27 protein-coding genes and 1 pseudogene are annotated in these 23800 nt (G+C 55.3%); 15 read left to right on the top strand and 13 right to left on the bottom strand.

From position 1 onward, the window contains the following. Nucleotides 1-54 precede the first annotated feature (54 nt). The 3 genes from ACTF5F_RS03950 to ACTF5F_RS03940 are packed head-to-tail and all read left to right on the top strand — an operon-like array spanning nucleotide 55 to nucleotide 1666. Nucleotides 55-765, top strand: a complete 711-nt coding sequence (locus tag ACTF5F_RS03950; RefSeq protein ID WP_438955582.1) for an MlaA family lipoprotein — start codon at nucleotides 55-57, stop codon at nucleotides 763-765. Between the two features lie 14 nt (nucleotides 766-779). Then, complete coding sequence (locus ACTF5F_RS03945) at nucleotides 780-1361, top strand: MlaC/ttg2D family ABC transporter substrate-binding protein (protein WP_438955581.1); 582 nt, start codon at nucleotides 780-782, stop codon at nucleotides 1359-1361. Next, on the top strand, nucleotides 1358-1666 hold the full coding sequence (locus tag ACTF5F_RS03940) for a hypothetical protein (RefSeq protein ID WP_438955580.1): 309 nt from the start codon (nucleotides 1358-1360) through the stop codon (nucleotides 1664-1666). Before ACTF5F_RS03945 ends, ACTF5F_RS03940 begins: the two co-directional genes overlap by 4 nt. 41 nt (nucleotides 1667-1707) lie before the next feature. Here ACTF5F_RS03940 and ACTF5F_RS03935 read toward each other — a convergent pair whose 3' ends face one another. Further along, nucleotides 1708-3831, bottom strand: a complete 2124-nt coding sequence (locus ACTF5F_RS03935) for a transglycosylase domain-containing protein (protein ID WP_438955579.1) — start codon at nucleotides 3829-3831, stop codon at nucleotides 1708-1710. 270 nt (nucleotides 3832-4101) lie between these two features. On the opposite strand from ACTF5F_RS03935, the gene ACTF5F_RS03930 reads away from it, so the two are divergent. The 5 genes from ACTF5F_RS03930 (at nucleotide 4102) to ACTF5F_RS03910 (ending at nucleotide 8869) form a co-directional block, all read left to right on the top strand. Then, nucleotides 4102-4440 (top strand): P-II family nitrogen regulator, encoded by a 339-nt coding sequence (locus ACTF5F_RS03930; RefSeq protein ID WP_438955578.1) that lies wholly within the window; start codon nucleotides 4102-4104, stop codon nucleotides 4438-4440. 23 nt (nucleotides 4441-4463) lie between these two features. Then, the gene (locus ACTF5F_RS03925) at nucleotides 4464-5774 is read left to right on the top strand and encodes an ammonium transporter (protein ID WP_438955577.1); all 1311 of its coding nucleotides are present in this window, start codon (nucleotides 4464-4466) and stop codon (nucleotides 5772-5774) included. A gap of 211 nt (nucleotides 5775-5985) precedes the next feature. Further along, entirely contained in the window at nucleotides 5986-6987 is a 1002-nt protein-coding gene (dgcN, locus tag ACTF5F_RS03920) for an N-acetyltransferase DgcN (RefSeq protein WP_438955576.1), read from the top strand. Between the two features lie 57 nt (nucleotides 6988-7044). Beyond that, the gene (gene dgcA, locus ACTF5F_RS03915; RefSeq protein ID WP_438955638.1) at nucleotides 7045-8004 is read left to right on the top strand and encodes an N-acetyl-D-Glu racemase DgcA; all 960 of its coding nucleotides are present in this window, start codon (nucleotides 7045-7047) and stop codon (nucleotides 8002-8004) included. 4 nt (nucleotides 8005-8008) lie between these two features. Further along, the gene (locus ACTF5F_RS03910; protein ID WP_438955575.1) at nucleotides 8009-8869 is read left to right on the top strand and encodes a D-amino-acid transaminase; all 861 of its coding nucleotides are present in this window, start codon (nucleotides 8009-8011) and stop codon (nucleotides 8867-8869) included. Nucleotides 8870-8929: 60 nt separating this feature from the next. On the opposite strand, the gene ACTF5F_RS03905 is transcribed toward ACTF5F_RS03910, so the two are convergent. After that, a complete protein-coding gene (locus tag ACTF5F_RS03905) occupies nucleotides 8930-9652 on the bottom strand; it encodes a hypothetical protein (protein ID WP_438955574.1) in 723 nt (240 codons plus the stop codon). Nucleotides 9653-9869: 217 nt separating this feature from the next. On the opposite strand from ACTF5F_RS03905, the gene ACTF5F_RS03900 reads away from it, so the two are divergent. From ACTF5F_RS03900 to ACTF5F_RS03885, 4 genes are all read left to right on the top strand, one after another. Further along, nucleotides 9870-10892, top strand: coding sequence for an aspartate-semialdehyde dehydrogenase (locus ACTF5F_RS03900; protein WP_438955573.1), 1023 nt, complete (start codon nucleotides 9870-9872; stop codon nucleotides 10890-10892). Between the two features lie 448 nt (nucleotides 10893-11340). Beyond that, on the top strand, nucleotides 11341-11760 hold the full coding sequence (locus ACTF5F_RS03895) for a hypothetical protein (RefSeq protein ID WP_438955572.1): 420 nt from the start codon (nucleotides 11341-11343) through the stop codon (nucleotides 11758-11760). A gap of 51 nt (nucleotides 11761-11811) precedes the next feature. Then, nucleotides 11812-13179, top strand: a complete 1368-nt coding sequence (locus tag ACTF5F_RS03890; protein WP_438955571.1) for a leucyl aminopeptidase family protein — start codon at nucleotides 11812-11814, stop codon at nucleotides 13177-13179. A gap of 11 nt (nucleotides 13180-13190) precedes the next feature. Further along, on the top strand, nucleotides 13191-14003 hold the full coding sequence (locus ACTF5F_RS03885; RefSeq protein WP_438955570.1) for a C40 family peptidase: 813 nt from the start codon (nucleotides 13191-13193) through the stop codon (nucleotides 14001-14003). On the opposite strand, the gene ACTF5F_RS03880 is transcribed toward ACTF5F_RS03885, so the two are convergent. Then, nucleotides 14000-14341, bottom strand: a complete 342-nt coding sequence (locus ACTF5F_RS03880; RefSeq protein ID WP_438955569.1) for a DUF2794 domain-containing protein — start codon at nucleotides 14339-14341, stop codon at nucleotides 14000-14002. The genes ACTF5F_RS03885 and ACTF5F_RS03880 overlap by 4 nt on opposite strands. A gap of 206 nt (nucleotides 14342-14547) precedes the next feature. Beyond that, entirely contained in the window at nucleotides 14548-14817 is a 270-nt protein-coding gene (locus ACTF5F_RS03875) for an I78 family peptidase inhibitor (protein WP_438955568.1), read from the bottom strand. Between the two features lie 126 nt (nucleotides 14818-14943). Here ACTF5F_RS03875 and ACTF5F_RS03870 point away from each other — a divergent pair, with 126 nt between their 5' ends. Then, a complete protein-coding gene (locus tag ACTF5F_RS03870; RefSeq protein ID WP_438955567.1) occupies nucleotides 14944-16056 on the top strand; it encodes an S-(hydroxymethyl)glutathione dehydrogenase/class III alcohol dehydrogenase in 1113 nt (370 codons plus the stop codon). Between the two features lie 28 nt (nucleotides 16057-16084). Here the strand turns inward: ACTF5F_RS03870 and ACTF5F_RS03865 are convergent, their stop codons facing one another. The 6 genes from ACTF5F_RS03865 to ACTF5F_RS03840 are packed head-to-tail and all read right to left on the bottom strand — an operon-like array spanning nucleotide 16085 to nucleotide 21408. Next, a complete protein-coding gene (locus ACTF5F_RS03865) occupies nucleotides 16085-16705 on the bottom strand; it encodes a TetR/AcrR family transcriptional regulator (protein ID WP_438955566.1) in 621 nt (206 codons plus the stop codon). Between the two features lie 59 nt (nucleotides 16706-16764). Beyond that, a complete protein-coding gene (locus ACTF5F_RS03860; protein WP_438955565.1) occupies nucleotides 16765-17358 on the bottom strand; it encodes a GNAT family N-acetyltransferase in 594 nt (197 codons plus the stop codon). Next, on the bottom strand, nucleotides 17355-19457 hold the full coding sequence (locus ACTF5F_RS03855) for a molybdenum cofactor synthesis domain-containing protein (RefSeq protein WP_438955564.1): 2103 nt from the start codon (nucleotides 19455-19457) through the stop codon (nucleotides 17355-17357). Before ACTF5F_RS03855 ends, ACTF5F_RS03860 begins: the two co-directional genes overlap by 4 nt. A gap of 3 nt (nucleotides 19458-19460) precedes the next feature. After that, on the bottom strand, nucleotides 19461-19952 hold the full coding sequence (gene mobB, locus ACTF5F_RS03850; RefSeq protein ID WP_438955563.1) for a molybdopterin-guanine dinucleotide biosynthesis protein B: 492 nt from the start codon (nucleotides 19950-19952) through the stop codon (nucleotides 19461-19463). Beyond that, complete coding sequence (gene mobA, locus ACTF5F_RS03845; RefSeq protein ID WP_438955562.1) at nucleotides 19949-20530, bottom strand: molybdenum cofactor guanylyltransferase MobA; 582 nt, start codon at nucleotides 20528-20530, stop codon at nucleotides 19949-19951. Before mobA ends, mobB begins: the two co-directional genes overlap by 4 nt. Then, on the bottom strand, nucleotides 20527-21408 hold the full coding sequence (locus tag ACTF5F_RS03840) for a formate dehydrogenase accessory sulfurtransferase FdhD (RefSeq protein WP_438955561.1): 882 nt from the start codon (nucleotides 21406-21408) through the stop codon (nucleotides 20527-20529). The genes mobA and ACTF5F_RS03840 overlap by 4 nt, the downstream gene beginning before the upstream one ends. A gap of 59 nt (nucleotides 21409-21467) precedes the next feature. Between ACTF5F_RS03840 and ACTF5F_RS03835 the strand changes: the two genes are divergently transcribed. Beyond that, on the top strand, nucleotides 21468-22175 hold the full coding sequence (locus ACTF5F_RS03835; RefSeq protein ID WP_438955560.1) for an AzlC family ABC transporter permease: 708 nt from the start codon (nucleotides 21468-21470) through the stop codon (nucleotides 22173-22175). After that, entirely contained in the window at nucleotides 22172-22507 is a 336-nt protein-coding gene (locus ACTF5F_RS03830; protein WP_438955559.1) for an AzlD domain-containing protein, read from the top strand. Before ACTF5F_RS03835 ends, ACTF5F_RS03830 begins: the two co-directional genes overlap by 4 nt. On the opposite strand, the gene ACTF5F_RS03825 is transcribed toward ACTF5F_RS03830, so the two are convergent. From ACTF5F_RS03825 to ACTF5F_RS03815, 3 genes and pseudogenes are all read right to left on the bottom strand, one after another. Further along, on the bottom strand, nucleotides 22491-22967 hold the full coding sequence (locus ACTF5F_RS03825; protein WP_438955558.1) for a hypothetical protein: 477 nt from the start codon (nucleotides 22965-22967) through the stop codon (nucleotides 22491-22493). The two genes, ACTF5F_RS03830 and ACTF5F_RS03825, sit on opposite strands and share 17 nt — an antisense overlap. A 149-nt stretch (nucleotides 22968-23116) precedes the next feature. Further along, entirely contained in the window at nucleotides 23117-23251 is a 135-nt protein-coding gene (locus ACTF5F_RS03820) for an aa3-type cytochrome c oxidase subunit IV (RefSeq protein WP_438955557.1), read from the bottom strand. A 71-nt stretch (nucleotides 23252-23322) separates the two neighbouring features. Beyond that, nucleotides 23323-23790: pseudogene (locus tag ACTF5F_RS03815) on the bottom strand (DUF6173 family protein). Between the last annotated feature and the right edge of the window lie 10 nt (nucleotides 23791-23800).

Genomic DNA, 23800 nt, shown 5'->3' with positions numbered 1-23800 from the left:
GATTGCACCAAATTGTCAATGTTCGACTAAACTGACCAACGAAAGTAAGCCGATTTGAACCGATTGACCCTGGCTTCTGCTTTTTTCGGATTTCTTGCCGCTTGTACACCAGCACCTAACGGCACTTCTGTGTTTGACCCGTATGAGGCCCAGAATCGCAAAGTGCATGCATTCAACAAGGGCTTGGATAAAGTGTTTTTCTCTGGCGGTGGCGATACCGAAATACCTGAAGAAATCGCGATCCCCGTTGCCAATTTTGCAGACAATGTCGGATTGCCAGGGATGGTTCTGAACGGTCTCCTTCAGGCCGACATCGGTGGGGCTGCGACCAACACGGTCCGCTTTTTGTTGAACACGACTTTGGGTCTTGGCGGGTTGCTTGACCCCGCAAGCGAGATTGGTCTTGATGAGGTCGAAACTGACTTTGGTGAGACGCTGGCAGTCTGGGGCGTGCCGGAGGGGGCATACCTTGAGTTGCCGGTGCTGGGTCCATCGACAGAGCGCGCGCTTGCTGGGCGGATTGTGGATGCAATTATCGACCCGCTCGACCGTGTTGGCACACCGTCCCAGATCGAATACGGAACGGTCGCCAAGATTGCAGGCCGAATTGTGAAACGGTCGCAATATGCTGACACGATCGACTCCGTCTTGCGCGAAAGCGCCGACAGCTACGCGCAACAGCGATTGATTTATCTACAGAACAGACGGTTTGAACTGGGCACGACATCAGAAGAGGATGCCGTCGATCCTTATGATGACCTTTAAAGGGAATGACCGCGATGCAAAGACGAACACTGTTGGTGAGTATGGCCGCCGCTGTTGCGGTGCCAACACGTGCCTTGGCAGTGTCTCCCGCAGCGGCACAGGCTATGGTCGAAGACCTTGTCGATGACGTGAACGAAGTGATCGCGTCCGGCGCGTCAGAGGCGGCGATGATCACGCGATTTGGCGAAATTCTCGATAACTACGCCGACGTTCCGACAATCGCCCGCTATTGTCTCGGCCCCGATGCCCGACAGGCCAGCGCCTCCCAGTTGGTGCAATATGCCAACGCCTTCCAAGGCTACATCGCCAGCAAATACGGTCGCCGCTTTCGGGAGTTTGTTGGCGGCGAGGTGCAGGTCGTTGGTGCCAAAACGGTGAAGTCATGGGTGGAGGTTGAAACCACGGTCTCCCTCCGCAATCGCAGCCCATTGCGCATGGATTGGCACGTCTCTGACAGGTCGGGCCGCAATGCATTCTTCAACTTCATCATCGAAGGCGTGAACATGCTTTTGACAGAGCGGGAAGAGATCGGCGCAATGCTCGATCGCCGCAGAGGTAGCATTGATGCCCTGATTTCTGATATGAAAGATATATGAATAAACGGTTTTTGTGTTTTTTGGCGTTGTGTCCAACGCTTGCCTTCGCCGCGTCTTTCGACGGTGTTGACAAGCAAACAGCCAATTCAGTCTGCGGTCTGATTGGCGTCGATGGTGGTTCCATTGAAATCAAGGGCGGCATTTCCCAAGGTGTGAAAGTGCAATGTCGGATGAACAATCCGGTGAGTGTCATCGACATGGATGCCATCCTTTATAACATGCAATGCTCTGGTGAGGGTCAGGTTTGGACGGAACGGGCCATGCTGATGAACTCTGCCGAAGATGATGAGCTGATCATGATTTAGAATGGATATGCCTTCGTCTATGAGGCGTGTTAGTCAAGCTCCTAGTTGCCAACCAAGAGCCCTTCCAAGATGCTCTTGATCTCGTCGCTTGCCTCGAATTCGTTTTCCTGAACGATCTGCCCCGTCGTTGCATTTGGCGGTACCGAGAATGGGAGCGGTGATGGGGTCATACCATCTGTCACGCGCACCATCGTTTCCCGCCAGATATCGGCAGGCAGGCCACCGCCTGTGACGTCGCGCAGCGGCGTGTTGTCATCATTGCCCATCCATACACCGGTTACGTAATCGCCCGTAAATCCGATGAACCACGCATCACGTGAGCTTTGTGTGGTGCCGGTCTTGGCGGCCACTTGCCAGCCGTCCAGCTTCGCGCGGCGCCCTGTGCCACCTTCAACGACATTCATCATCATCCACGTCAGTTGTCGTGCGGCTTCCTCTCGGATGACGCGTTCCTGAATGCCGAGTGTTGAGTTGTCCATCAGTGGTTCTTGATCCCCACGCACATGCAGGTTCACCAAACCATAGGGCGTGACAGCGGAGCCGCCGTTCAAGAAACCGGCATAGGCGCCCGTCATCTCGATCAAGGTGCTTTCCGACACGCCAAGCGCCATTGCCGGACCGGCGGCGATGCCACTTTCGATGCCGAACCCTTGGGCCACGTTGCGTACAATCTTCCGCCCAACCTCTTCATTCATAATTACAGCGGGGATGTTGCGGCTTTCGGCCATGGCTTGATTGAGGGTGATTGGCCCCTTGAACTCTCGGTCGTAGTTCTGCGGCTCCCACGGGCCGCTGCCGGGCACGTTGATCACAATCGGGCTGTCATCGACGAGGTCGTAGGGGGAGAACCCCAATTCAATCGCCGTGCCGTAGATGAAAGGTTTGAAGACTGATCCTGTTTGCCGTCTGGCTTGGGTCGCGCGGTTGAAGGCGCCGATTGCTTTGACGTTCCTGCCACCAACCATCGCGCGGACTGCCCCGTCGGCGGACATCACAACAACGGCCGCTTCCGCGACTGAACTTTCGCTGACCTTATTCTCGAACACCCAAAGCAGGGCCTCTTCGGTGGCTGCCTGAATGCGTTGATCAAGGGTGGTTTGGATGATCACATCCTCTGTCGTGTCGCGGGTGAAGAACCCTGGCCCATTGTCCATCACCCAATCTGCGAAATAGCCGCCGATGCGGGCGGTGGCTTGTTCGGAAAGGGTGGCCGGGTTTGCGCGCGCTTGCGCGGTTTCCGCTTCCGTCAAATAGCCCTGATCCTCCATAAGTCTCAGGACCAAATCCCCACGCTCCTGCGCGCGTTCCAGATTGTTCGTGGGCGCAAGGCGGGACGGGGCAGGAAGGATGCCAGACAGCATCGCGGCCTCTTGCGGCAGCAGGTCTGTCGCGGATTTCCCAAAGAACCGCTGCGACGCCGCTTCAAACCCGTGGTTGCCGCTGCCAAGGAAGGCGCGGTTTAGGTAGATCGTGAGAATGTCATCCTTGGAGTATTTGAACTCCATCGCCATCGCATAGATAGCTTCTTTCACTTTACGCCAAACGGTCGTGCGGCGGCAGTCTGCTTCGTACTCCGCCTCGTTCTTCCAAACCGTCGGATCATATTTGACGCCGAGGCACAGGAGTTTGGCCGTTTGTTGAGTCAGGGTTGAGCCCCCGTTGCCTGACAGCGGCCCGCGGCCTTCGCGCAGGTTGATGCGGACGGCAGATGCGATGCCGCGTGGATCGACGCCTGGATGCCAATAGAAACGTTTGTCCTCGGACGCGATGACGGCGTTCTTGAGGTGTGGGCTGACGGTTTCGGCGGTGATAAAGCCGCCATATTGGTCGCCGCGCAGGGCAAAGATGTCGCCGTCTCGATCCAAAAGCGTGACGGAACCACGCACCCGCCCATCGACCATTTTATCCACAGGTGGCAGCTGAGCTGCGAAAAAGAAGACGCCGACTGCAATCAGGACGGCGACCACAGCAGAGAGCCGCCAAGTCATCCGCCAGATCAGACGCAGAGCCCATGTAAAAGGAGCGAAGATCCAGCCAAGCAAGCCGCGCTTCTTGGTGGGCTTACGCTTGGGTGCTGGTTTCTGCTTTGTTTTCTGCGTTGACGTCTTTTTGGGATACCGCCGGTCAGCTACCAAAGGCTGCCGCGGTTTGCGCGTTCCGCTCATCTGCCATTCAACTCATTCGTTTTGTTATCGAACAGTTTATCGCGTCCCGAACACGATGTCCTTCTTGAATTCTTGCGTTAGGCGCCTTTATGGCGTGCCTATTTTTTAACCAAATGCCCAAATTTGTGCAAAAAATGTGCAAGTTGACCTGATGTAGGGCCCATTGAATGCCCCAGAATCGTTGTCCCTCCCCTGATTCCACGTCTTTTTCGGCGCATCGTCTGTGCCCGGTACGCCGGTGCGCATTCAAACAGACTAAGGGGATCAAAGGTGAAACTCATTATTGCAACGATCAAACCGTTCAAGCTGGAAGAGGTTCGCGAAGCGCTGACCGAGATCGGCGTCCGCGGGATGATGGTATCTGAAATCAAAGGCTTTGGCGCACAGTCCGGCCACACAGAAATCTATCGCGGCGCTGAGTACGCGGTGAACTTTGTGCCGAAAGTGAAGCTGGAAATTGTTGTGACCAACGACATGGCTGAACAAGTCGCCAAAACAATCGCAGACACCGCCAAGACTGACAAAATCGGTGATGGTAAGATTTTCACTCTGGATGTCGAAGGCGCGCTGCGCGTCCGCACCGGTGAAGTGAACGAAGACGCGCTGTAAGCGCCGAAAGGGGAATGAAAGACATGAAATTCAACAAATCACTCCTGTTGGGTGCGGGCCTTACCGCGCTGCCAACATTGGCGCTGGCGCAAGACGCCGCGCCGGGCTTTGACGAGATTGGCCCGTATATCATGACCACCCTGCTGTTCTGCATGGCAGGCTTCCTTGTTTTCTTCATGGCCGCAGGTTTTGCGATGCTCGAAGGTGGCTTGGTGCGGTCCAAGAACGTGACAATGCAAATGACAAAGAACATCGCGCTCTTTTCCATCGCAGCAATCATGTACTGGATCGTTGGCTTCAACACGATGTACCCAGGCGACTTCAACGGTTGGTTCGCTATCGGCGGCCAGACAGTTCTGGACCCCGTGGGTGTTGCTGCAGCTGACGCAGCGCTTGATTATGCGTCTGTCGGCTCTGATTTCTTCTTCCAGTTGGTGTTCGTCGCTGCGACAGCCTCCATCGTATCCGGCACGCTCGCTGAGCGGATCAAGCTGTGGCCATTCCTGATCTTTGTTGTTGTTCTGACAGGCTTCATGTATCCGATTTCCGGTTCTTGGCAGTGGGGCGGCGGCTGGTTGTCCGAAGCCGGCTTCTCCGACTTTGCGGGTTCTACAGTTGTGCACTCCGTTGGTGGTTGGGCCGCGCTTGCTGGTGCGATCGTGCTGGGTCCACGTTTGGGCAAGTACAAGGACGGCAAAGTGAACCCAATGCCAGGCTCCAACCTCGCCCTCGCGACGCTGGGTACGTTCATCCTGTGGCTCGGCTGGTTCGGCTTCAACGGTGGCTCGCAGCTTGCAATGGGTACCGTTGGCGACGTGTCTGACGTGTCCCGTATTTTTGCGAACACAAACATGGCAGCCGCGGCTGGTGCAGTTGTAGCCTTGATCCTGACACAGGTTCTGTACAAGAAGCCTGACCTCACAATGATCCTGAACGGTGCATTGGCTGGTCTGGTGTCGATCACGGCTGAACCGCTCGCGCCAACTCTCTTCGGCGCGCTTTGGATCGGTGCTATCGGTGGTGTGATCGTGGTGTTCGCTGTTCCATTCCTGGACAAGCTGAAGATCGACGACGTTGTTGGTGCGATCCCTGTGCACCTCTTCGCCGGTATCTGGGGCACAATCGCTGTTGTCTTCTATAACGGTGACGCATCCCTTGGCACACAGATCCAAGGCATCATCGCCTACGGTGTCTTCACCTTCGTGGCGTCCCTTGTAGTCTGGTTCATCTTGAAAGCGATCATGGGCATCCGTGTCAGTGAAGAAGATGAGATCAACGGCTTGGACATGTCTGAGCTGGGTATGGAAGCTTACCCTGAGTTTTCCAAAGGCTAACGTCCTTCCTGTTAGCTGACTTAATTGCCCGGGCGTTCGCGCCCGGGTTTTTTGCACTTGATGATTTTGAAGCACTAATCTCGCATGAATTTTTAGCATGGCGCAAAAATTGCGCAGCACGCGGGTGTTTCACGTCAACATCTGAGAAGAACTTGCCCCAAAGGTGAGAGAAGATCGCGCAAGATCTGATTCTACGCTTGGGAGATGCGCGATGATCAAGACACCCTACCTTCTTTTCCTTGGCGACGCGCCAGATCAACTTGCTGCGAAAGTTGCGCAAGGCATCAAGGATTGGCGCCCTGAGAACGCGGTTGGCCAATTCCGGATGGATGGCTGCGGCGCGGATGTGGCTTTGACCGATATGTCGCTGACGGAGGCAAAAGCGGCAGGTGCGAAAACGCTGGTCATCGGTGTCGCCAACCGCGGCGGTGTGATTTCCGCAGCTTGGAAAGCGGTACTACTTGAGGCAATCGACATGGGATACGATCTCGCCTCCGGCCTGCATAATCTTCTGCGCGATGAAGCGGATCTTGTTGCAGCCGCCAAAGCAAATGGCACTCAGCTTCATGACGTGCGCGTGCCATCCGTCCAATACCCCATCGCAACCGGCGTAAAGCGCAAGGGCAAGCGCTGTTTGGCTGTTGGCACGGATTGTTCTGTTGGAAAGATGTACACGGGCATGGCGATGGATGCAGAGATGCGCACGCGCGGCATGAAATCGACATTCCGGCCCACCGGGCAGACCGGTATTCTGATTACGGGCGAAGGCGTCCCGCTCGACGCTGTTGTTGCAGACTTCATGGCGGGTGCGGTTGAATATCTGACCCCTGACAACGACGACGATCATTGGGATCACATCGAAGGGCAGGGAAGCCTGTTCCACGTCTCTTATTCCGGCGTCACGATGGCGCTGATCCACGGCGGTCAGCCTGATGCGTTGGTGCTGGCGCATGAACCTACACGCAAACATATGCGCGGCCTACCCGACTATCAGCAACCGAGCCTGCAAGAGTTGCGCGAGGCGGCATTTTTGATGGCGCGGGTAGCGAACCCGAACTGTCAGGTGATCGGCATTTCCGTGAACACGCAGCATTTGGCGGACGATGAATTCGAAAACTATCTTGCCAAAGTCGAAGCAGAGATGTGCCTGCCCACTATCGATCCGTTCCGTCAAGGTGCAGGCCGCCTTGTCGACGCGCTAGACGCACTTTAAGCGCGTGTTGAAGGCGGCTTTGGTTAGTTGCTGCCCCTCATCGGCAGGAGGGCGATGATGCAAATCTCGGTCCAGCAGGACATTTTCAAACTGGCGCAAACCTTTACCATCAGCCGTGGCTCACGCACTCAGGCTGAGGTGTTGACTGTTAAAGCCGATCATAAAGGCTTCGTCGGCTGGGGTGAATGCGTGCCTTATGCCCGCTATGGTGAAACGTTGGAGAGTGTGACTGCACAAATCGAAGGGTTTTCTGGCCGCTGGTGTGATTTGGAAGAGGAACTGCCCGCAGGGGCAGCCCGCAATGCTTTGGACTGTACCCTTTGGGATCATGCGGCAAAGATGGCGGGCAAGCGGGTGTGGGATCTTTTGGAGCTGCCAGCGCCGCAACCAAAAATTACCGCCTATACATTGTCGCTCGATACGCCTGAGAAGATGGAAACACAGGCGCGACGGAATGCGCATCGCCCGCTCCTGAAGATTAAGCTGGGCACCCCGGATGATATGGTGCGGCTTGAGGCTGTTCGCCGCGGCGCACCTGACGCGCCCATTATTGTCGACGCGAATGAGGGGTGGACGGCTGAGGTCTACAGTGATCTTGCGCCCCACCTGTTGCACCTTGGCGTGAAAATGGTGGAGCAACCACTCCCTGCAGGCGACGATGAGCTTTTGGCAGAGATTGCACGCCCTTTACCTGTCTGCGCGGATGAATCCTGCCATGACCGCGCCAGCTTGCCATCGCTGAAGGGCAAGTATGACATGGTGAATATCAAACTCGACAAAACCGGTGGTTTGACGGAGGCGCTGGCGCTCAAAGACGCGGCCATCGTCGAAGGGTATCAGATCATGGTGGGCTGCATGGTTGGGTCGTCCCTCGCGATGGCGCCAGCAACGATCTTGGCGCAGGGTGTGGCATTTACCGACCTTGACGGACCTCTGCTTTTGGCCGAAGACCGCGAACAATCACTGATTTTTGATGACAAAGGCGTGCACCCTCCTGCCGCCGCATTATGGGGATAACACCATGCGCACAGTCTACTTAAACGGCGAATACCTGCCCGAGAATGAAGCCAAGGTTTCCATCTTTGACCGTGGGTTCCTGATGGCGGATGGTGTCTATGAGGTGACGTCAGTGCTTGAAGGTAAGCTTGTTGATTTTGAAGGCCATGCCGTGCGGTTGGAACGATCGCTCAACGAATTGAACATGCCGCATCCGATCACCAAGGAAGAGTTGCTGGACGTGCACCGCGAACTGGTTCGCCTGAACGACATCGATGAGGGGATGGTCTATCTCCAGATCACACGCGGCGCGCCAGATGATCGTGACTTTGTCTTTCCTGATCCAGAAACGACACCTTGCACGGTTGTTTTGTTCACTCAGAACAAGCCGGGACTTGCAAACAGCCCTGCTGCCAAGAAGGGGATGAAGGTTATTTCCATCGACGATCAGCGATGGGGCCGGCGTGACATCAAAACGGTTCAACTGCTCTACCCATCGATGGGAAAGATGATGGCGAAGGCTGCCGGCGCTGATGATGCCTGGATGGTGGAGGATGGCCACGTCACCGAAGGCACGTCCAACAACGCCTATATCGTTAAGGGCAACACAATCATCACACGGCAATTGTCGAATGACATCCTGCACGGCATCACACGTGTAGCGGTGCTTCGCTTTGCGAAAGAGGCACAGATGCAAGTGGAAGAGCGGCTCTTCACCATTGAAGAGGCGCAAGACGCCGATGAAGCGTTCATCACCTCCGCCAGCACATTCGTCATGCCTGTGGTAGAAATCGATGGTAAAGCTGTTGGGACGGGTGAACCAGGAAGCGTTGCTGGGCGCTTGCGCGAGATTTACCTTGAAGAAAGCATCAAAGCGGCGGTTTGATCAGAGGACAGCTTCAACCGTCAGGTCAAGCTCTTCGGGATCAGTGATCCCTTGTACGATCTAGATAGTTACATCGCCGATTAAGACATTGATGCCATCGTCACTTGCTGTGGCGGTGGCGTCTTCGTTTTCAGTGCTCTCTGGCACTTGGATAAGGATCGTCTCACCTGCGGTGTAGTCAGAAATGACAACTGCATCATCGGTGGCTGCGTCAAACTCAACGATAAAGCTGTCGACACCCTCGCTGCCATGCATTTCGTCCCCGTCATCTCCAACAAGCGTGTCCGCGCCAAAACCGCCGAACAGCTGGTCTGCCGCATCGGTCGCCTCTGGCGAGTTTTCGGTGGCATCCAGAACGTCAGCTTTTAGATCGCCAAAGAGCTCATTTGACCCCTCGACATCGATCAGCACGTCCGCCCCATCTCCACCACGGATGAAATCGTCCCCAAGCGCCCCTGTGACGGGGTCGTCAGGCAGGTTATCCCCATGCGCGTCGATGAAGGATAGATCATCACCATCCGAAAAGAATATATGATCGTTTTTGGCGCCTGTTGAAATCTGATCGTTGCAACCTTCGGCAAAGATCGCTTCAGGGCCGATGCCAAAGCTTTCTATGTCGTCCCGTTCGTCAAATCGGATGTATATGATGGGCTGCTCTTCGGGAAGGATGCCGCCTTCGTCTGCGTTCCCAAGCGTTCCGCCGCTTTCTTCGTCATCGTTTGATGCAAATGCCAACAAGCCAAAGCCAAGCAGCAAGAGCAAAGGAAATGCGGCATAATCCATGAAACCATCCTCAAAGAGGTGACTGAGTACGTCGCCGGTCTGGGATGGGCGCACGGACCTGTCAACAAATGTGGCAATATCGTGTCAGAATATCGACAAAACTTTGCCGATGGCCCTGTTGTTGCGAAATGCCCCACAATCCGACAAGCAGCGCGGCCGCTCTTCCCATTGCTGCGGCTGCATTGTAAGACGCGCCGGATATCTAAGGAGCGTACATATGGGTTATCGAATCGCAATCGTTGGGGCGACAGGAAATGTCGGCCACGAAATGCTCAACATCCTTGCTGAACGTGAGTTTCCGGCGGACGAAGTGGCCGCATTGGCCAGCCGTCGGTCCATTGGCACGGAGGTGAGCTTTGGTGAGAAAACGCTCGTCACCCAGGACCTCGACACCTTCGACTTTTCCGGCTGGGACATGGCGCTTTTTGCAGTTGGGTCTGATGCGACTAAGAAGTACGCGCCGAAAGCTGCTGCGGTGGGCTGCGTGGTCATCGATAACAGCTCGCTCTACCGTTATGACCCCGATGTGCCGCTGATCGTTCCAGAAGTGAACGCCGACGCGATCGAAGGCTACAAAAACAAAAACATCATCGCCAACCCGAACTGCTCAACGGCGCAGATGGTTGTGGCGCTGAAGCCTCTGCATGACCGTGCGAAGATCAAGCGCGTTGTCGCTTCGACCTATCAGTCCGTGTCTGGCGCGGGCAAAGAGGGGATGGATGAGCTCTGGGATCAGACAAAATCCATGTACAATCCGACCGATGATGTGCCGTCCAAGAAGTTCCAGAAACAGATCGCCTTTAACGTGATCCCGCACATCGACGTCTTCATGGAAGATGGCACTACAAAAGAAGAATGGAAGATGGTAGCGGAGACCAAGAAGATCGTCGATCCATCCATCAAAGTGACCGCGACATGCGTGCGCGTACCAGTCTTTGTTGGCCACTCAGAAGCGATTAACATCGAATTTGAAGACTTCCTCGACGAAGACGAAGCGCGCGACATTTTGCGTGAAGCCCCTGGCATTATGGTGATCGATAAGCGCGAAGACGGCGGTTATGTCACTCCGATTGAATGTGTCGGTGATTATGCGACGTTTATCAGCCGTATTCGTCAGGATTCCACCATCGAAAATGGCCTAAATCTTTGGTGTGTCTCAGACAATCTGCGCAAGGGCGCTGCGCTGAATGCAGTACAGATTGCCGAAGTTCTCGGTCAGCGTTGTTTGAAGAAAGGGTGAGTCGGATCTATTGTTTCGACATCTGCAACAGTCGCCATATTTGATGTCTGATTATTTGTCAAAATGATACAGTTCTATACGCATAAGTAGAAAATGACATCTTTCTGCCGTTTACTTGTCGTAATTTTGTCCGCTCATGGTATCGTTCCCCAGCGGTCTATATTCAGTTAATTGTTGGATTTTCCACCGCTACTGTGGCCTGGGGGTGCATTTATTTGCTGGGATACGCTGCCGCTGCCAATTCAGTTATTTAACGAGTGTTGACAATGGGGTGAATTCGGATACCCTTTTTTCTTTTTCAACATCTCAGCAGCCCAATTCAGTCAAATCAAATTACTTCAGAAATGAGGTAAACCTAAGGCGTTTGAGGCGGATTTTCCCGAACTTCGAGCTATTTCATCAGCCGTAGGAGACCTTCTGGGAAGGACTGGCCCGTATCCCTTTTCACATGGTTACAAACGCCTACCTAACCCTTCATCCTTCCGAGCATTCCGCAGAGGTCGTGCCATTGCGGCTCAAGCGGGAATGCGAGTTGGAAGAGGCACAATTCATTGCACTGTTCAGTACCAAAGATCCGCAACGGGCTGAGGATGTCATTTTCTCCGCTTTAGAAGAAAAGGCAGCACAAGTTGAAGAAATTCGCCTTTCAGTTGCGCAAAACGGCATCGAGGCAACGCTGATCTCGACTAGACGACTGACGGTGATCTCCCAAAGAGTTGGGCTTTTGTCTGTAAGCAGAGCGGCGTCATTTTTTCGACCAGCGAACGCAAAGGTCAGCACCGCAACCATTTCAGCCGCGTTTGAACGTCTGGATCGATCGTTTGACGAAGCTATCTCTCAGATGTGGAAGATGTTTGAGGCACTTTGAGGTTGTTCAAAAGGGCTGATAAGCTAGGCTGCTAAGGGAGAGGAGTCCCTTATGCAAACTCATTTTGCCCCAGCAGATACCAAATCGACCCCACTCCACATCACGACATTCGAAGAAATTGTGAACCTGCCCAAAGCGGCTGCCGATTGGGCGGGGAAGGTAGGATACAAAGCTGGCTTGGGTCAGGAACTCATCGTCCCTGACAAGAGCGGCGGCATTTCTTGTATCTTGATTGGCAATGGCACGGATGACGCCCGCGCGCGGTCGCGCTTTGATTTGGGCGCTGTTGCCACACGATTGCCTGCAGGCACCTATCATTTGGCCAATGAGCTGCCGCAAGACAAAGCGGAAGAGTTTGCATTGGCGTGGCTCCTCTCCGGCTACACATTCACCAGATACAAAGGATCCCCGACAGACATACCAGCGCTCGTTGCGCCCGCGGACGTTGATACCATCCGGGTCGAGGCGATCGCTGCAGGGGAGGTTTTGACCCGTGATCTTATCAACACACCGGCCTCGGATATGGGTCCTGCAGAGCTTGAGGATGCCGCACGTACGATTGCCTCGACTTTTGGTGCCAAAGTCGATGTGACAGAAGGCAGCGATCTGCTGAGACAAAACTTCCCGATGATCCACACCGTTGGTCGCGCCTCCAACCGCGCACCACGGCTTATCGATATGCACTGGGGCAAACAGGGGCCGACGCTGACTTTGGTGGGTAAAGGCGTTTGTTTTGATACAGGAGGGCTGAATATTAAACCCGGTGGATCGATGGGTCTGATGAAAAAGGATATGGGCGGGGCTGCCACTGTCCTTGGGCTGGCTCTGATGATTATGGCGCTCGATCTGCCAATTCGCTTGCGCGTTTTGATCCCTGCTGTGGAAAACAGCATCGATGGCAACGCCTTCCGCCCACAAGATGTGCTGACTTCGCGCAAGGGATTGACTGTAGAGATCAACAATACCGATGCCGAAGGGCGCCTTGTGCTTGCTGATGCGCTGGCTCTAGCAGACGAAAGCAATCCAGATTTGGTGATCTCTATGGCGACACTAACCGGCGCAGCGCGCGTAGCGCTTGGCCCTGATCTATCGCCCTTTTACACGGATGATGACGGACACGCGGTTGCCTTGTCAGAAAGTGCGGCAAAGGTCGCGGATCCTGTGTGGCGGATGCCCTTCCACGGTCCCTATGAAACGATGATTGAGCCTGGGATTGCCGACCTCGACAATGCGCCGAAGGGCGGGTTTGCGGGCAGCATCACAGCCGCGCTTTTCCTCAGACGGTTTGTGAAAGCCCCGTATATACATTTTGACATCTATGGCTGGCAACCCAGCCCCGCACCGGCACGCCCGAAAGGCGGCGTTGGCATGGGTGCGCGGACCATTCTAGATGCGCTGCCCAAACTGCTCTCACTCTGATGGATCGTCGATTGATCCCAGCGAACGAGCGTGTTGTGCTGCGTGGGTCAGGGTTAAACGTGGATGATCGTGAGTTGGTGGATGGAAAAACAGTATCTGTCACTGTCAGCTTCGTTGATCTGTTGACCGTGCCAGATGGCAAGCGTGAGCGGCAACTGCTTTTGGGGGAGCGGGTCACGCAGATAGAAGACGATAACGGTTGGTCATTTGTTCAAACAGTATCTGGTTACGTCGGGTATCTCCCGTCGCCTGCGCTGACGACTGGCTCCGAACCCACACATTTCGTCTCGACCCTCGCCACGCATGCTTATGAAGCGTCGGATATGAAAACGCCTGACCTTATGTATTTGTCTTTTGGTAGCCGCGTGACTGTGCTTTCCGAAGAGCGTAAATTCATGGAAACCTCGGTTGGCTACGTTCCCAAGGGGCATCTGCGCCCGCTTGACCGACCCCTGACAGACCCTGCTGCGGCTGCTCAGATGTTTTTTGGCGTGCCTTACCTGTGGGGTGGGAATGCCTCCCTCGGGATTGATTGTTCAGGGTTGGTGTCAGCCGCCTTTGCAGCGTGTGGTCATATCGTGCCAGGGGATAGTGATCTGCAGGAAATGTCTTTTGGCGACCTAACACCCAATAATTCCAAGTATTCGCGTGGTGATTTGATATTTTGGGATGGCCATGTTGCAATCGTGGTAGACGAGAGCACGCTGATCCACGCAAATGCGCACCACATGGCCTGTCGGTATGAGTCGATTTCGCAAGCCATTGATCGGATTTCTGCGCAAGGGTACGGTCCAGTCACCGCGCACCGTCGCGTTTTGTCCTAATCGACAGCGCGGATCAGTTTCCGCTCCAACACCCGCAAGACCTGTTTCAAATCGTTGCCGCGCTTCAAGATGCGCCCATCCATACCGACGACTGCATACTGCCCTTGTCGCAATCGCAGTTTGGGGCGCTTTTCGATGCGGTACATCGGATATTCCGCCGTCCGACGAAACACCGAAAACACTGCAAGATCCTTCAAAGAGCTGATCCCGTAGTCGCGCCATTCCCCCGCTGCGACCATGCGGCCATAGAGGGCAAGGATAGGAGCCAGCTCTGTTCGGTGGAATGCCACGACTTCATAAGGTGAAGGCTTGAAGGGGATAGGTGATTGATCCGTCATGACCACAGATTTGCGACAATTGGGCAGTAAATCAAGCACCGCCACGAACTTGCCCAAAAAAGACCTCTACGGAACCATGACTCGCTCAAAACCCGAACACAGTCGGGGTGCACTACCAAGGGCATAGCGAACGCTACCTAAGGGCTGTGACGATTATGCCCCCACCCAGTTTATTGTCTTGAGTGCGTTCGCTTCATCCCCCAAACCTAGCCACATGTGATCGCAGTGATTGTTTTTGTGCTGTCGATGAAAAAGTTGATCCGCTCGGGCTGGAAATCCTGTGTAACCGCTGTTGTGGGCCGAATTAGCCGCACCTGACCCAAGATCAAGACCTTCTCAAGCGCCGTCGCCGGTTGCTCAACAACTGCGCCATATTGCGCCGCACCACAACTGTCAGCGTCGCCATCCGGTACGGGCGGCAGCCCGACGGTGTGGCTACAAGCCGAGAGAACAATGAGGATCAGAATACGTTTCATGCAGCCACAGTCAATAGATTGTCGGCAGGGTTCAAGCAGGGCAATGTCGACGGACCTCCCAAAAACATTGAAATTCTCTGATTTATCGCTGAACAATGGTGTATTGAAAAAGAGAAGGGCATTGAAATGCGGACACGTGCGGCGGTTGCTTTGGAAGCTGGCAAACCTCTTGAGGTGATGGAGGTAAACCTCGATGGCCCGAAAGCTGGTGAAGTTCTAGTGGAAATTAAAGCCACGGGGATTTGCCATACAGATGAATTCACACTGTCTGGCGCTGACCCAGAGGGGATGTTCCCGGCAATCCTTGGCCATGAGGGCGCAGGCGTCGTGGTTGAAGTCGGTGAAGGTGTCACATCCCTCCAACCAGGCGACCACGTGATCCCGCTCTACACGCCAGAATGCCGTGAATGTGAGTACTGCCTGAACCCGAAGACAAACCTGTGTCAGTCGATCCGCTCAACTCAAGGCAAAGGCGTAATGCCAGATGGTACCAGCCGTTTCTCCATGCTCGATGGGACGCCGATCTTGCACTACATGGGCTGTTCGACTTTCGCGAACCATACGGTTTTGCCTGAGATTGCGCTCGCCAAAGTCCGCCTTGACGCGCCGTTTGATAAGATTTGCTACATCGGCTGCGGTGTCACGACAGGCATTGGTGCCGTTATCAACACTGCAAAGGTAGAGATTGGCAGCCGCGCGATCGTATTTGGTTTGGGTGGCATCGGCCTTAACGTCATCCAAGGTCTGCGCCTCGCTGGAGCGGATCAGATTGTGGGCGTTGACCTGAACAACGACAAGAAATCGATGGCTGAGAAGTTCGGCATGACCGATTTCGTCAATCCGAGCGATGTGAAAGGCGATATGGTCGGCCACTTGTTTGAATTAACCGGCGGCGGTGCGGACTACACGTTTGATGCAACCGGCAACGTGCAAGTGATGCGGACTGCGTTGGAATCTGCGCATAAGGGCTGGGGCGAAAGCATCATCATCGGTGTGGCCCCTGCTGGTGCGGAAATCGCAACCCGTCCTTTCCAACTTGTTACGGGTCGCAGCTGGCGCGGCACTGCGTTCGGCGGTGCCAGGGGGCGAACAGACGTGCCAAAGATCGTGGATTGGTACATGGACGGCAAGATCGAGATTGATCCAATGATCACGCATACCATGTCGCTGGATGACATCAATTCAGGTTTTGATTTGATGCATGAAGGAAAATCAATCAGGTCTGTTGTGGTATATTGATATTTGGGGATCAGGCTTAGAGCCTAAACTACCGCTTGGCATGTGAGGCCATAAAGGTCCTCACAGCGCCTTTTGCAATGCGCTCTTTCTCCGCATCGGAGAAGTCTTTCGTGCCTTGGAAGACCATGCGCGGGTGAAGCTCTGCCTTGCAAAGTTCTGCAAACTGGTCGGCGGCGAGTGCGAAATCTTCAATTTCCACCACACCGTCATTATGCGCACACTGCAACAACTCGGTCATGTGCGACCGAAACAGCATCGGGCCGCTCTCATAAAACGCGCGGCCCAGTTCAGGGAAACGCTCACTTTCAGCCACGCAGATGCGGAAAATCTGTTGCCCGAATTTTGAGGTGATGAAGTCGATGAAACGTGTGGCGACTTCCAAAAGGACAACATCCAACGGGTCTTCATCGGATGTTTCGGCAAGGATCGACATCGCCTGCTTTTGACATTCGGATTTCGAGATTTCGATGAACAAGCTCTGTTTATCGTTGAAGTAGCTATAGAGCGTGGCTTTTGACACGCCTGCCGTCCGCGCAATGTCATCAACAGACGCGGCGCCGAACCCGTGCATCATGAACACGTCCCGCGCACCATCCAGCACTTGGTCGAATTTCCGACCGCGTTTGATGGCGTTGGACCCGTCTGGCATTCATGTCTCCGCTGAATAGGTTTGAATTAGAACATAGTCCGTGCGGTGCGGTCTACAACTTAAGCACCGGTCCTGCTTGTCGCCGCAACCATCGTCGTTACGCTTTGAAAGCCGAAGATATGCTTGAGCGGGCCAAGGTGCTGAGTATCAACGCTTGAAAACCCGTTTCGGTCATAAAGTGCTTTTGCTCTAGGATTCGTATCAATCACATCGAGACGGATGGTATCATAGCCCCGCCTTTCTGCCGCTGATTTGACCGCAGCCAAGAGCGCTTGGTCCACGCCTTGGCCTCGGGCGTCAGCGGTGACAAAGATGCCATCCGTCAAGAACCTTTGGTTTTCGATGTCGCGCTCCAACATCGAGAGAAGCATGGCCCGCCAAACAGCACCAAATGTCCCGTAAATTGCGCGCATGTTAGAGAAGTCGCCGCCAACCAAAGCGCCGTGAATCGTCTTGAACCCAACAAGGCCCAAGAGTTGCCCGTCGTCCGAGTAAGCTGAAATCGCATGATCTCTGCGGATCACACGATCCAGAAATTTTAGTGCCTTGTATCGGGGGCCGAGGGCGCGACCAAGTTTGGCCCCGAATGCTTCCCAAAAAAGCGCGCCTGCCAACTGCCGGTCGGACGGATCAAAGCCCGCGCGGATGATCATAAGCCGAAGCTGGAAAAGGGTAGAAAATCAACAAGATCACCCTGCTCCACAGTCATCGCCTCATGGGGCAAACGGATCAATCCATTGGCCCAACTGAGCCCTGAAATCCGCCCTGACCCTTCGGAGGCAAAAGGAACAGCGCACCCATTTTCTATTCTGGCCCTAAGGTATTCGGTGCGCCCGTCTTTCTTAGATTTGCTGAATGCCGCGGGCACCTTAAAGGTCATTGGCTCTTGCCACGCCATCCCTGCCATCATGGAGAGTGCTGGATAGGCGAAAATTAGGGAGCAGACTTGCGCGGCCACCGGATTGCCTGGCAAGCCAAAGACGGGCGTTTGGTTCCACATGCCCATCGCCAAGGGGCGTCCGGGCTTTACGGCCACGCGCCACAGCGCGAAGTCGCCAGTGTCTTTCAGGACCGTTGACATGTGGTCCTCATCACCCGCGGACGCGCCACCAGAGGTCAAGATCGCGTCGCATCGTTTTGCTGCACTATCGAGGATAGACCGTACCTTTGTGCGGTCGTCAGGCGCCCGCCCTAAATCGATCGCCTCAAATCCCCAGCGCTGCAGGTTTTCCAACAGCATTGGACGGTTTGCGTCGAATATCTGCGCATCTGTTGCCGCCTCGCCCACGTCGCGCAGTTCATCCCCTGTTGACAAAACGCCAACCTTCAGGTGCTGGAAAACCTCCACTTGTGCAATTCCTGCTGCGGTCAGCGTACCCAGATCAGCGCTGGTCAATCGACGCCCTGCGGATAAGACAGTCTGCCCCGCGGTCATATCCTCCCCCGCTTTGCGCGCATTTGCCCACGCTTTGAGGGGGCCATGGAATGCGATGGAAGTGCCGTCGTTGGACACATCTTCCTGAAGAATGACGGTATTGGCCCCGTCGGGCAGTGGCGCGCCCGTTAGGATGCGTAGCGCTTCGCCATCTGCGACCACGCCGTCAAAAACATGACCTGCTGCTAAAACGCCGTCGACCAGCGTCAAGTTATGAGACCCCTCTGCGATAGGACCAACCATCGCATACCCATCCACTGCGGAGTTTGGGGTCGGTGGGTGGGAGCGGGCAGCGACAGCATCGGTTGCAAGCACCCTGTTCGCCGCCAAGGATACGCGCATCTTTTCGGCGCCAACAACGGGCGTCATCGCGGCGCGCAAATGGGCGAGTGCGTCCGCCTCCGGTGTCCAATAGGCACCTTGCGGCATCGCAAAGCAGTCATTGCGCAAGGGCGGCGGGACCAATCCGCCCTCGGCAGCAGCTTTTAATGCATCCTCATGACCCAAACCGAAAATCCATCCTTCTTCCGTTACAGGCACGTCCAGCATCTGCGACAGGGCATCTACCTGCAACCGGCTTATGGCCTGAGCTAAGACCCGAACCTGATGCGCGTCTTTGATTTCGCCTTCGGGCAGGCTTTCAGCAATCTCTGTGCTGAGCAAGGAGGGCCACACTTCCATCAGAACGATGTCCGTCTCCGTCGGTTCCAGTGGCCAAACCGATAACGCGGCCCCAAACTCCCTACGCAGCCGGTTGAGCAAGGGTAGGCCCATCAAGGTCTGTGACCCGACGGACCCCGCGCCAGCCAATTGCCAAACGGTGAACGTGCCTTTGGCGTTTTCCTCCGCCTTGCGACGCTCTGGCCATCCGTGTTGTTCCCGGACAAGTCCTTTTCGCGGTAGGCCGTCGTGATCACCCTTTGTCCCATTCCCCCAAAAAGGGCCAATCCCATCGCACAAACGGTTCATCTCTGCCGCGACGGCGAAACGGTTGTTGTCCTTGGGTGCGTCCTCAATCCGGTCTTCGATCCAATCCCAGAGGGCAAAAGCGTCGTCTGATCCGGTGAGATGTTTTGCAAACCCAGTTGGATAGCCGAACGGGAAGTCAAAACCGCAGAGCACGCGGTGGCTAGCCTCCCGTGCATCTCTCAATTCGTCCCGACACCACGTTTCAAAAACCTGCCGGTTTCGGAAATAGATGGGATCAGTCACTTGTCTTTGTGTCACCACACAGGCCCAAATCGCATCTTTCTTTGGCTTTGGCCCCTGATCTTTCCCGCCCGACCAATCGACAATGATGATCTTGTCAAAGGTCAAAGGTCAAAGCCCAACGTCCAAAAGGATGAAATCCGCAATAGCCGTCGTGTCGTTTAGATCAAAAACAGGGCAGGGCGCGTCAACTTTGCAATCGGCGGCCACCGCCCGCACCGTTGGGTCATCAGGGGCAAGCAGCGGATTTCCGGGTTCGGCGCGGTGCGCTTCTACCTTCGGATGATCCCCACGCTTGTAGCCTTCGACCAGGACCAAATCGACGGGCGACAGCCCTGCCAGCAATTGATCGAGCGTGGGTTCGTCTGCCCCACGCAGTTCTGTCATCATCGCCCAGCGATTGGCGGAGGCGAGGACGGTCTGCGATGCGCCCGCCTTTCTATGCCTGTAGCTGTCCCTGCCAGGTTGATCGACGTCGAAATTATGATGCGCGTGTTTTATGGTGGAGACGGTGAAGCCGCGGCCAACAATTTCCGCCACCAGCCGTTCCATCAAGCCTGTCTTCCCCGCGTTCTTGAACCCAACGATCCCGTACATCTTCATAGCATCGCCACTGCCATTTTCAGATCGTCGGGCGTGTTAATGTTGAAGAACGCCGCATCATCGGGAAAGGCGGCTATGCCTGCGGCGTGTCGGTCCGTCCAATGCAGAACCTTGCGCACGCCGTCCTCTAACGCCTCCCGCAAATCACCGCGTAGGGCGACGGGCCATAGGCCAAACGTGGGTTGCATGCCGCTTGGCGATTGCGAAAGCGCGAGGCCCGCTTCATTTGCCGCCAACTGAAGCTGGGACACCAAATCGCAGGGCAGGAACGGAGTGTCCGCCGCTGCCGTGACAATGTGATCGGCGCCATTGGCCGCTGCCCAATCCAGCCCCGTCAATACGCCAGACAATGGCCCTGCAAACCCGTCGATACTGTCCGGGCAGACGGGCAATCCTAACATGTCGAACCGGCTGGCGTCGCCGTTCGCGTTCAGTACAAGACCGTCACACTGAGGTGCCAGTCGGTCAACTACATGGTCAATGACCCGAGCGTCGCCCAAGGGCAGAAGGCATTTGTCCCCACCGCCCATGCGCGTGGCCAACCCGCCCGCTAGGATCACACCTTTGGGCTGTTTCATCGGGCGGCCTTGCGGCTGGCCGCTTTGGGTTCGTCGGAAACGGTTTTCGGGTCTGCGTCCCTGTCCAAGCGATGCTCCCCCGCCAAACATACAAACCGCTGACCACGCATTCGGCCGATCAGCGTTAGATCAACCTGTTGCGCGATCTCGATACCCCACGCCGTAAATCCTGATCGTGACACCAGCGCAGGAATGCCCATCATCGCCGTCTTGATGACCATTTCCGATGTCAGTCGACCCGTCGTGTAAAGGATCTTGTCCTCCGGACTCACATCTTCCGACAGCATCCAGCCCGCGATCTTATCGACCGCGTTGTGACGGCCCACATCCTCCATATAGACCAGCGGCCTTGCGTCTTGGCAGAGCACGGTTCCATGGATCGCGCCCGCTTCAAGGTAGAGCGAAGGCGTGCGGTTGATCGTGTTGGCCAGTATGTAGAGGTCGGAGGTTTTCACCGTCAGGTTGGGCAGGCTCACGCCTTCCAGCCCCTCCATAATGTCACCGAATACCGTGCCAATGGCGCATCCGCTCGTCCGTGTCTTCTTGCGGAGCTTGTCCTCATAATCAGTCTGCCGCGCGGTGCGGACAATGACCGTTTCAAGCTCCTCATCAAACTCGACCGCTGCGATGTCATCATCAGCGTGCAGCATCCCTTGGTTCTTTAGGAACCCTAGCGCCAGATATTCGGGGTAATCCCCAATCGTCATGGCGGTGACGATTTCTTGGCTGTTGAGGAAGATCGTTAAAGGACGCTCTTCAACAACGGCAATCTCCGTCGCGGCGCCGTTTTCATCATGGCCCACGATGCAATGTGTCAGCCTTGACCGGTTGGGATCAGGGGCGATCAGATAGTCAGAAGTATCTACCAAACGCGCCAATTGTCATTCCTTGCTAAGCTGGATATCCCGCTGTTCAACAAACAACTTAGGACAAAGCCATGCCCCCCACCACTGTGAAATCCGCCTATTGGTCGGGTTTTCGCGACGGGACGCCGTTCATTCTGATGGCGCTGCCGTTTGCCTTGTTATTTGGCGTTGTAGGCACGGAAGCAGGGCTCGGCTTCGGTCAAACCTTTGCGTTTTCGCTTTTGGTGATCGCCGGTGCTGCGCAATTTGCCGCCCTGCAACTGATGATCGAAGACGCGGCGATTGTGATGGTCATCCTCGCGGCTGTGGCCGTGAACCTGCGGATGGCGATGTATTCTGCCTCCCTCGTGCCATACCTCGGGGCGGCCCCGATGTGGCAACGGGTGCTCATAGCCTACATGAATTTTGACCAAACCTATGTCGCGAGCATCACCAAGTATGAGGCTGTGCCGGACCTGACGATCGCGCAGAGGGTGGCCTATTTCTTTGGCGTGGCCTCGCCCATTGTGCCGACATGGGTGGGTTCCACGGTGATTGGTATTGTTGCAGGTTCTGCCATTCCACCGGAATATGCGCTCGATTTCATTGTGCCAATCATGTTCCTCGCCATGGTTGGCCCGCTCCTCAAAACCAAGGCTCATGTCGCAGCGACGGTTACATCGGTGGTTGTCGCGCTCTCGCTTGCGTCCTTGCCATCAGGGACGGGTCTGTTGATCGCGGCGGCTTGCGCTATGGTCGTTGGTGTCGTGGTTGAAACATGGGACGCGCGCAATCCATGACCTATAGCGCGTCCGAAATCTGGTTCATCATCGGCGTGTTGGCTGTGCTGACTTTCCTTATCCGTTTCTCTTTCTTGGGCCTCATCGGCGACAGACCGATGCCGACACTTGTGATGCGGTTGCTGCGCTACACACCCGTTGCTGTCCTGCCTGGCATGGTGGCCCCGTTGGTCATCTGGCCAACTGCGACCGATGGCATATTTGATCCTGCCCGCGCTGCGGCAGCACTTGCAGCGTTGAGCGCGGCTTACCTCGCCAAGAACCCGCTCTGGGGCATGGTCGCAGGAGGTGTGACGCTATACGTGGGGCTGTTTGCTACTGGCCAGTTCTGATTTGCGCGTCAATGGCAGCAGCAGCAACTGATTTGTCTTCCGAGTCATTTTCCCGATAGACCGTGGTTTCGACACCGGGCAATCGGGCGACATCATCCATCATATTGTTTGGGAAATAGGTGACACCGATACTCTCAAACCCAGGCAGGCGCGACACAAGTGAAGACGTTGCGTGGGTGCAAAGGGCGTTGGGCACAGCACCATTTGACAAGGCGAGCTCTAAGGCAAGCTCCGCCACTTCTGGCGACACGTCAACTTTCTGGGCGACTACGTAGAAGGTCAGCCGTGCGTGATAGCTGGCGTAGTAAGCCTCAATCCTTGGACTAAAGCCGAACAACACGTCATCCCGCTCTGGGATCGTTTCATGACCAAAGCTGCCCGCAGGATCGAACATCACCCGCTGGCTCGCGTCGATCAAAAGGCTGGTATGCGCGCCGCTGTCAGAGCGTGTGTTGCGCATGGTATAAAGCGTCAGGGACGCAGGTCCCTTGCTGGAAAAGGTAGCAGCTCTGACGGCCTCGTCAGATGCGTAGATGCTTACTGGGGTTGTGCAACCGGTAAGGGCCAATGCAGCACTGCCAGTTACAAAAGCCCGGCGGTGCATTCAGGTTAGGCCCCGATCAGCGCCAAAAGAACCAAAACGACAATGATCACGATTGTCGATTTTGTGACCATGCTCATAAAGCCGTTGAACGTTGCTTCCTGAACGGATGTGTCCATTTCGCCGTGCTTGTGTTCAGCCATGGGTCTTTTCCTTTGTTTCGACGGTGCCGATGTAGTGGATTCACGCACCCTTGTCACCACCTGAAATGGGGTCAGGAGGTCGCATCCTCATCGCGTTCTAACGCTTCAGCCAGTTTGACGCCGATGCGATTGGGTTCGTCTTGATCTAATTGTTTTGGCGCTGCTCTCAGCATCACATTCAATTGGCTAACATTCTAAAGAAATTGCGTTTTTGCACCTGTGTCATCTTGGCCGTAGAAGGTGATTAGATCAGGATCAAAGAACCCAAGTCCTTCAATCCTGATGACGCTCACCTGACCGCCAGTGAAGCCCATGCCAACCTCACGGTCGTTGTCCAGCTGCTTTTCGAAATTCTGGATGTACATGATGATCCGCTCATAGGCCCATTGCGCTGGACTCTTCGTCTTGGTCGATTCCTTGAGCGCAGTGGGTAGCTCAACCGCAACCCCAGTATCGGCACCTTGTTCACTGTGGACTTCGCGCACGACAGGGATGGCATCATTCTCATAGGCCTCTGCTGACGTGTCGATTTGGTTCATCGGGTGTTTG

This window comes from Cognatiyoonia sp. (assembly GCF_965661665.1).
Classification (GTDB): domain Bacteria; phylum Pseudomonadota; class Alphaproteobacteria; order Rhodobacterales; family Rhodobacteraceae; genus Cognatiyoonia.
Note: the sequence above shows the minus strand (reverse complement) of the source record. Positions and strands in the feature narration are given on the sequence as shown.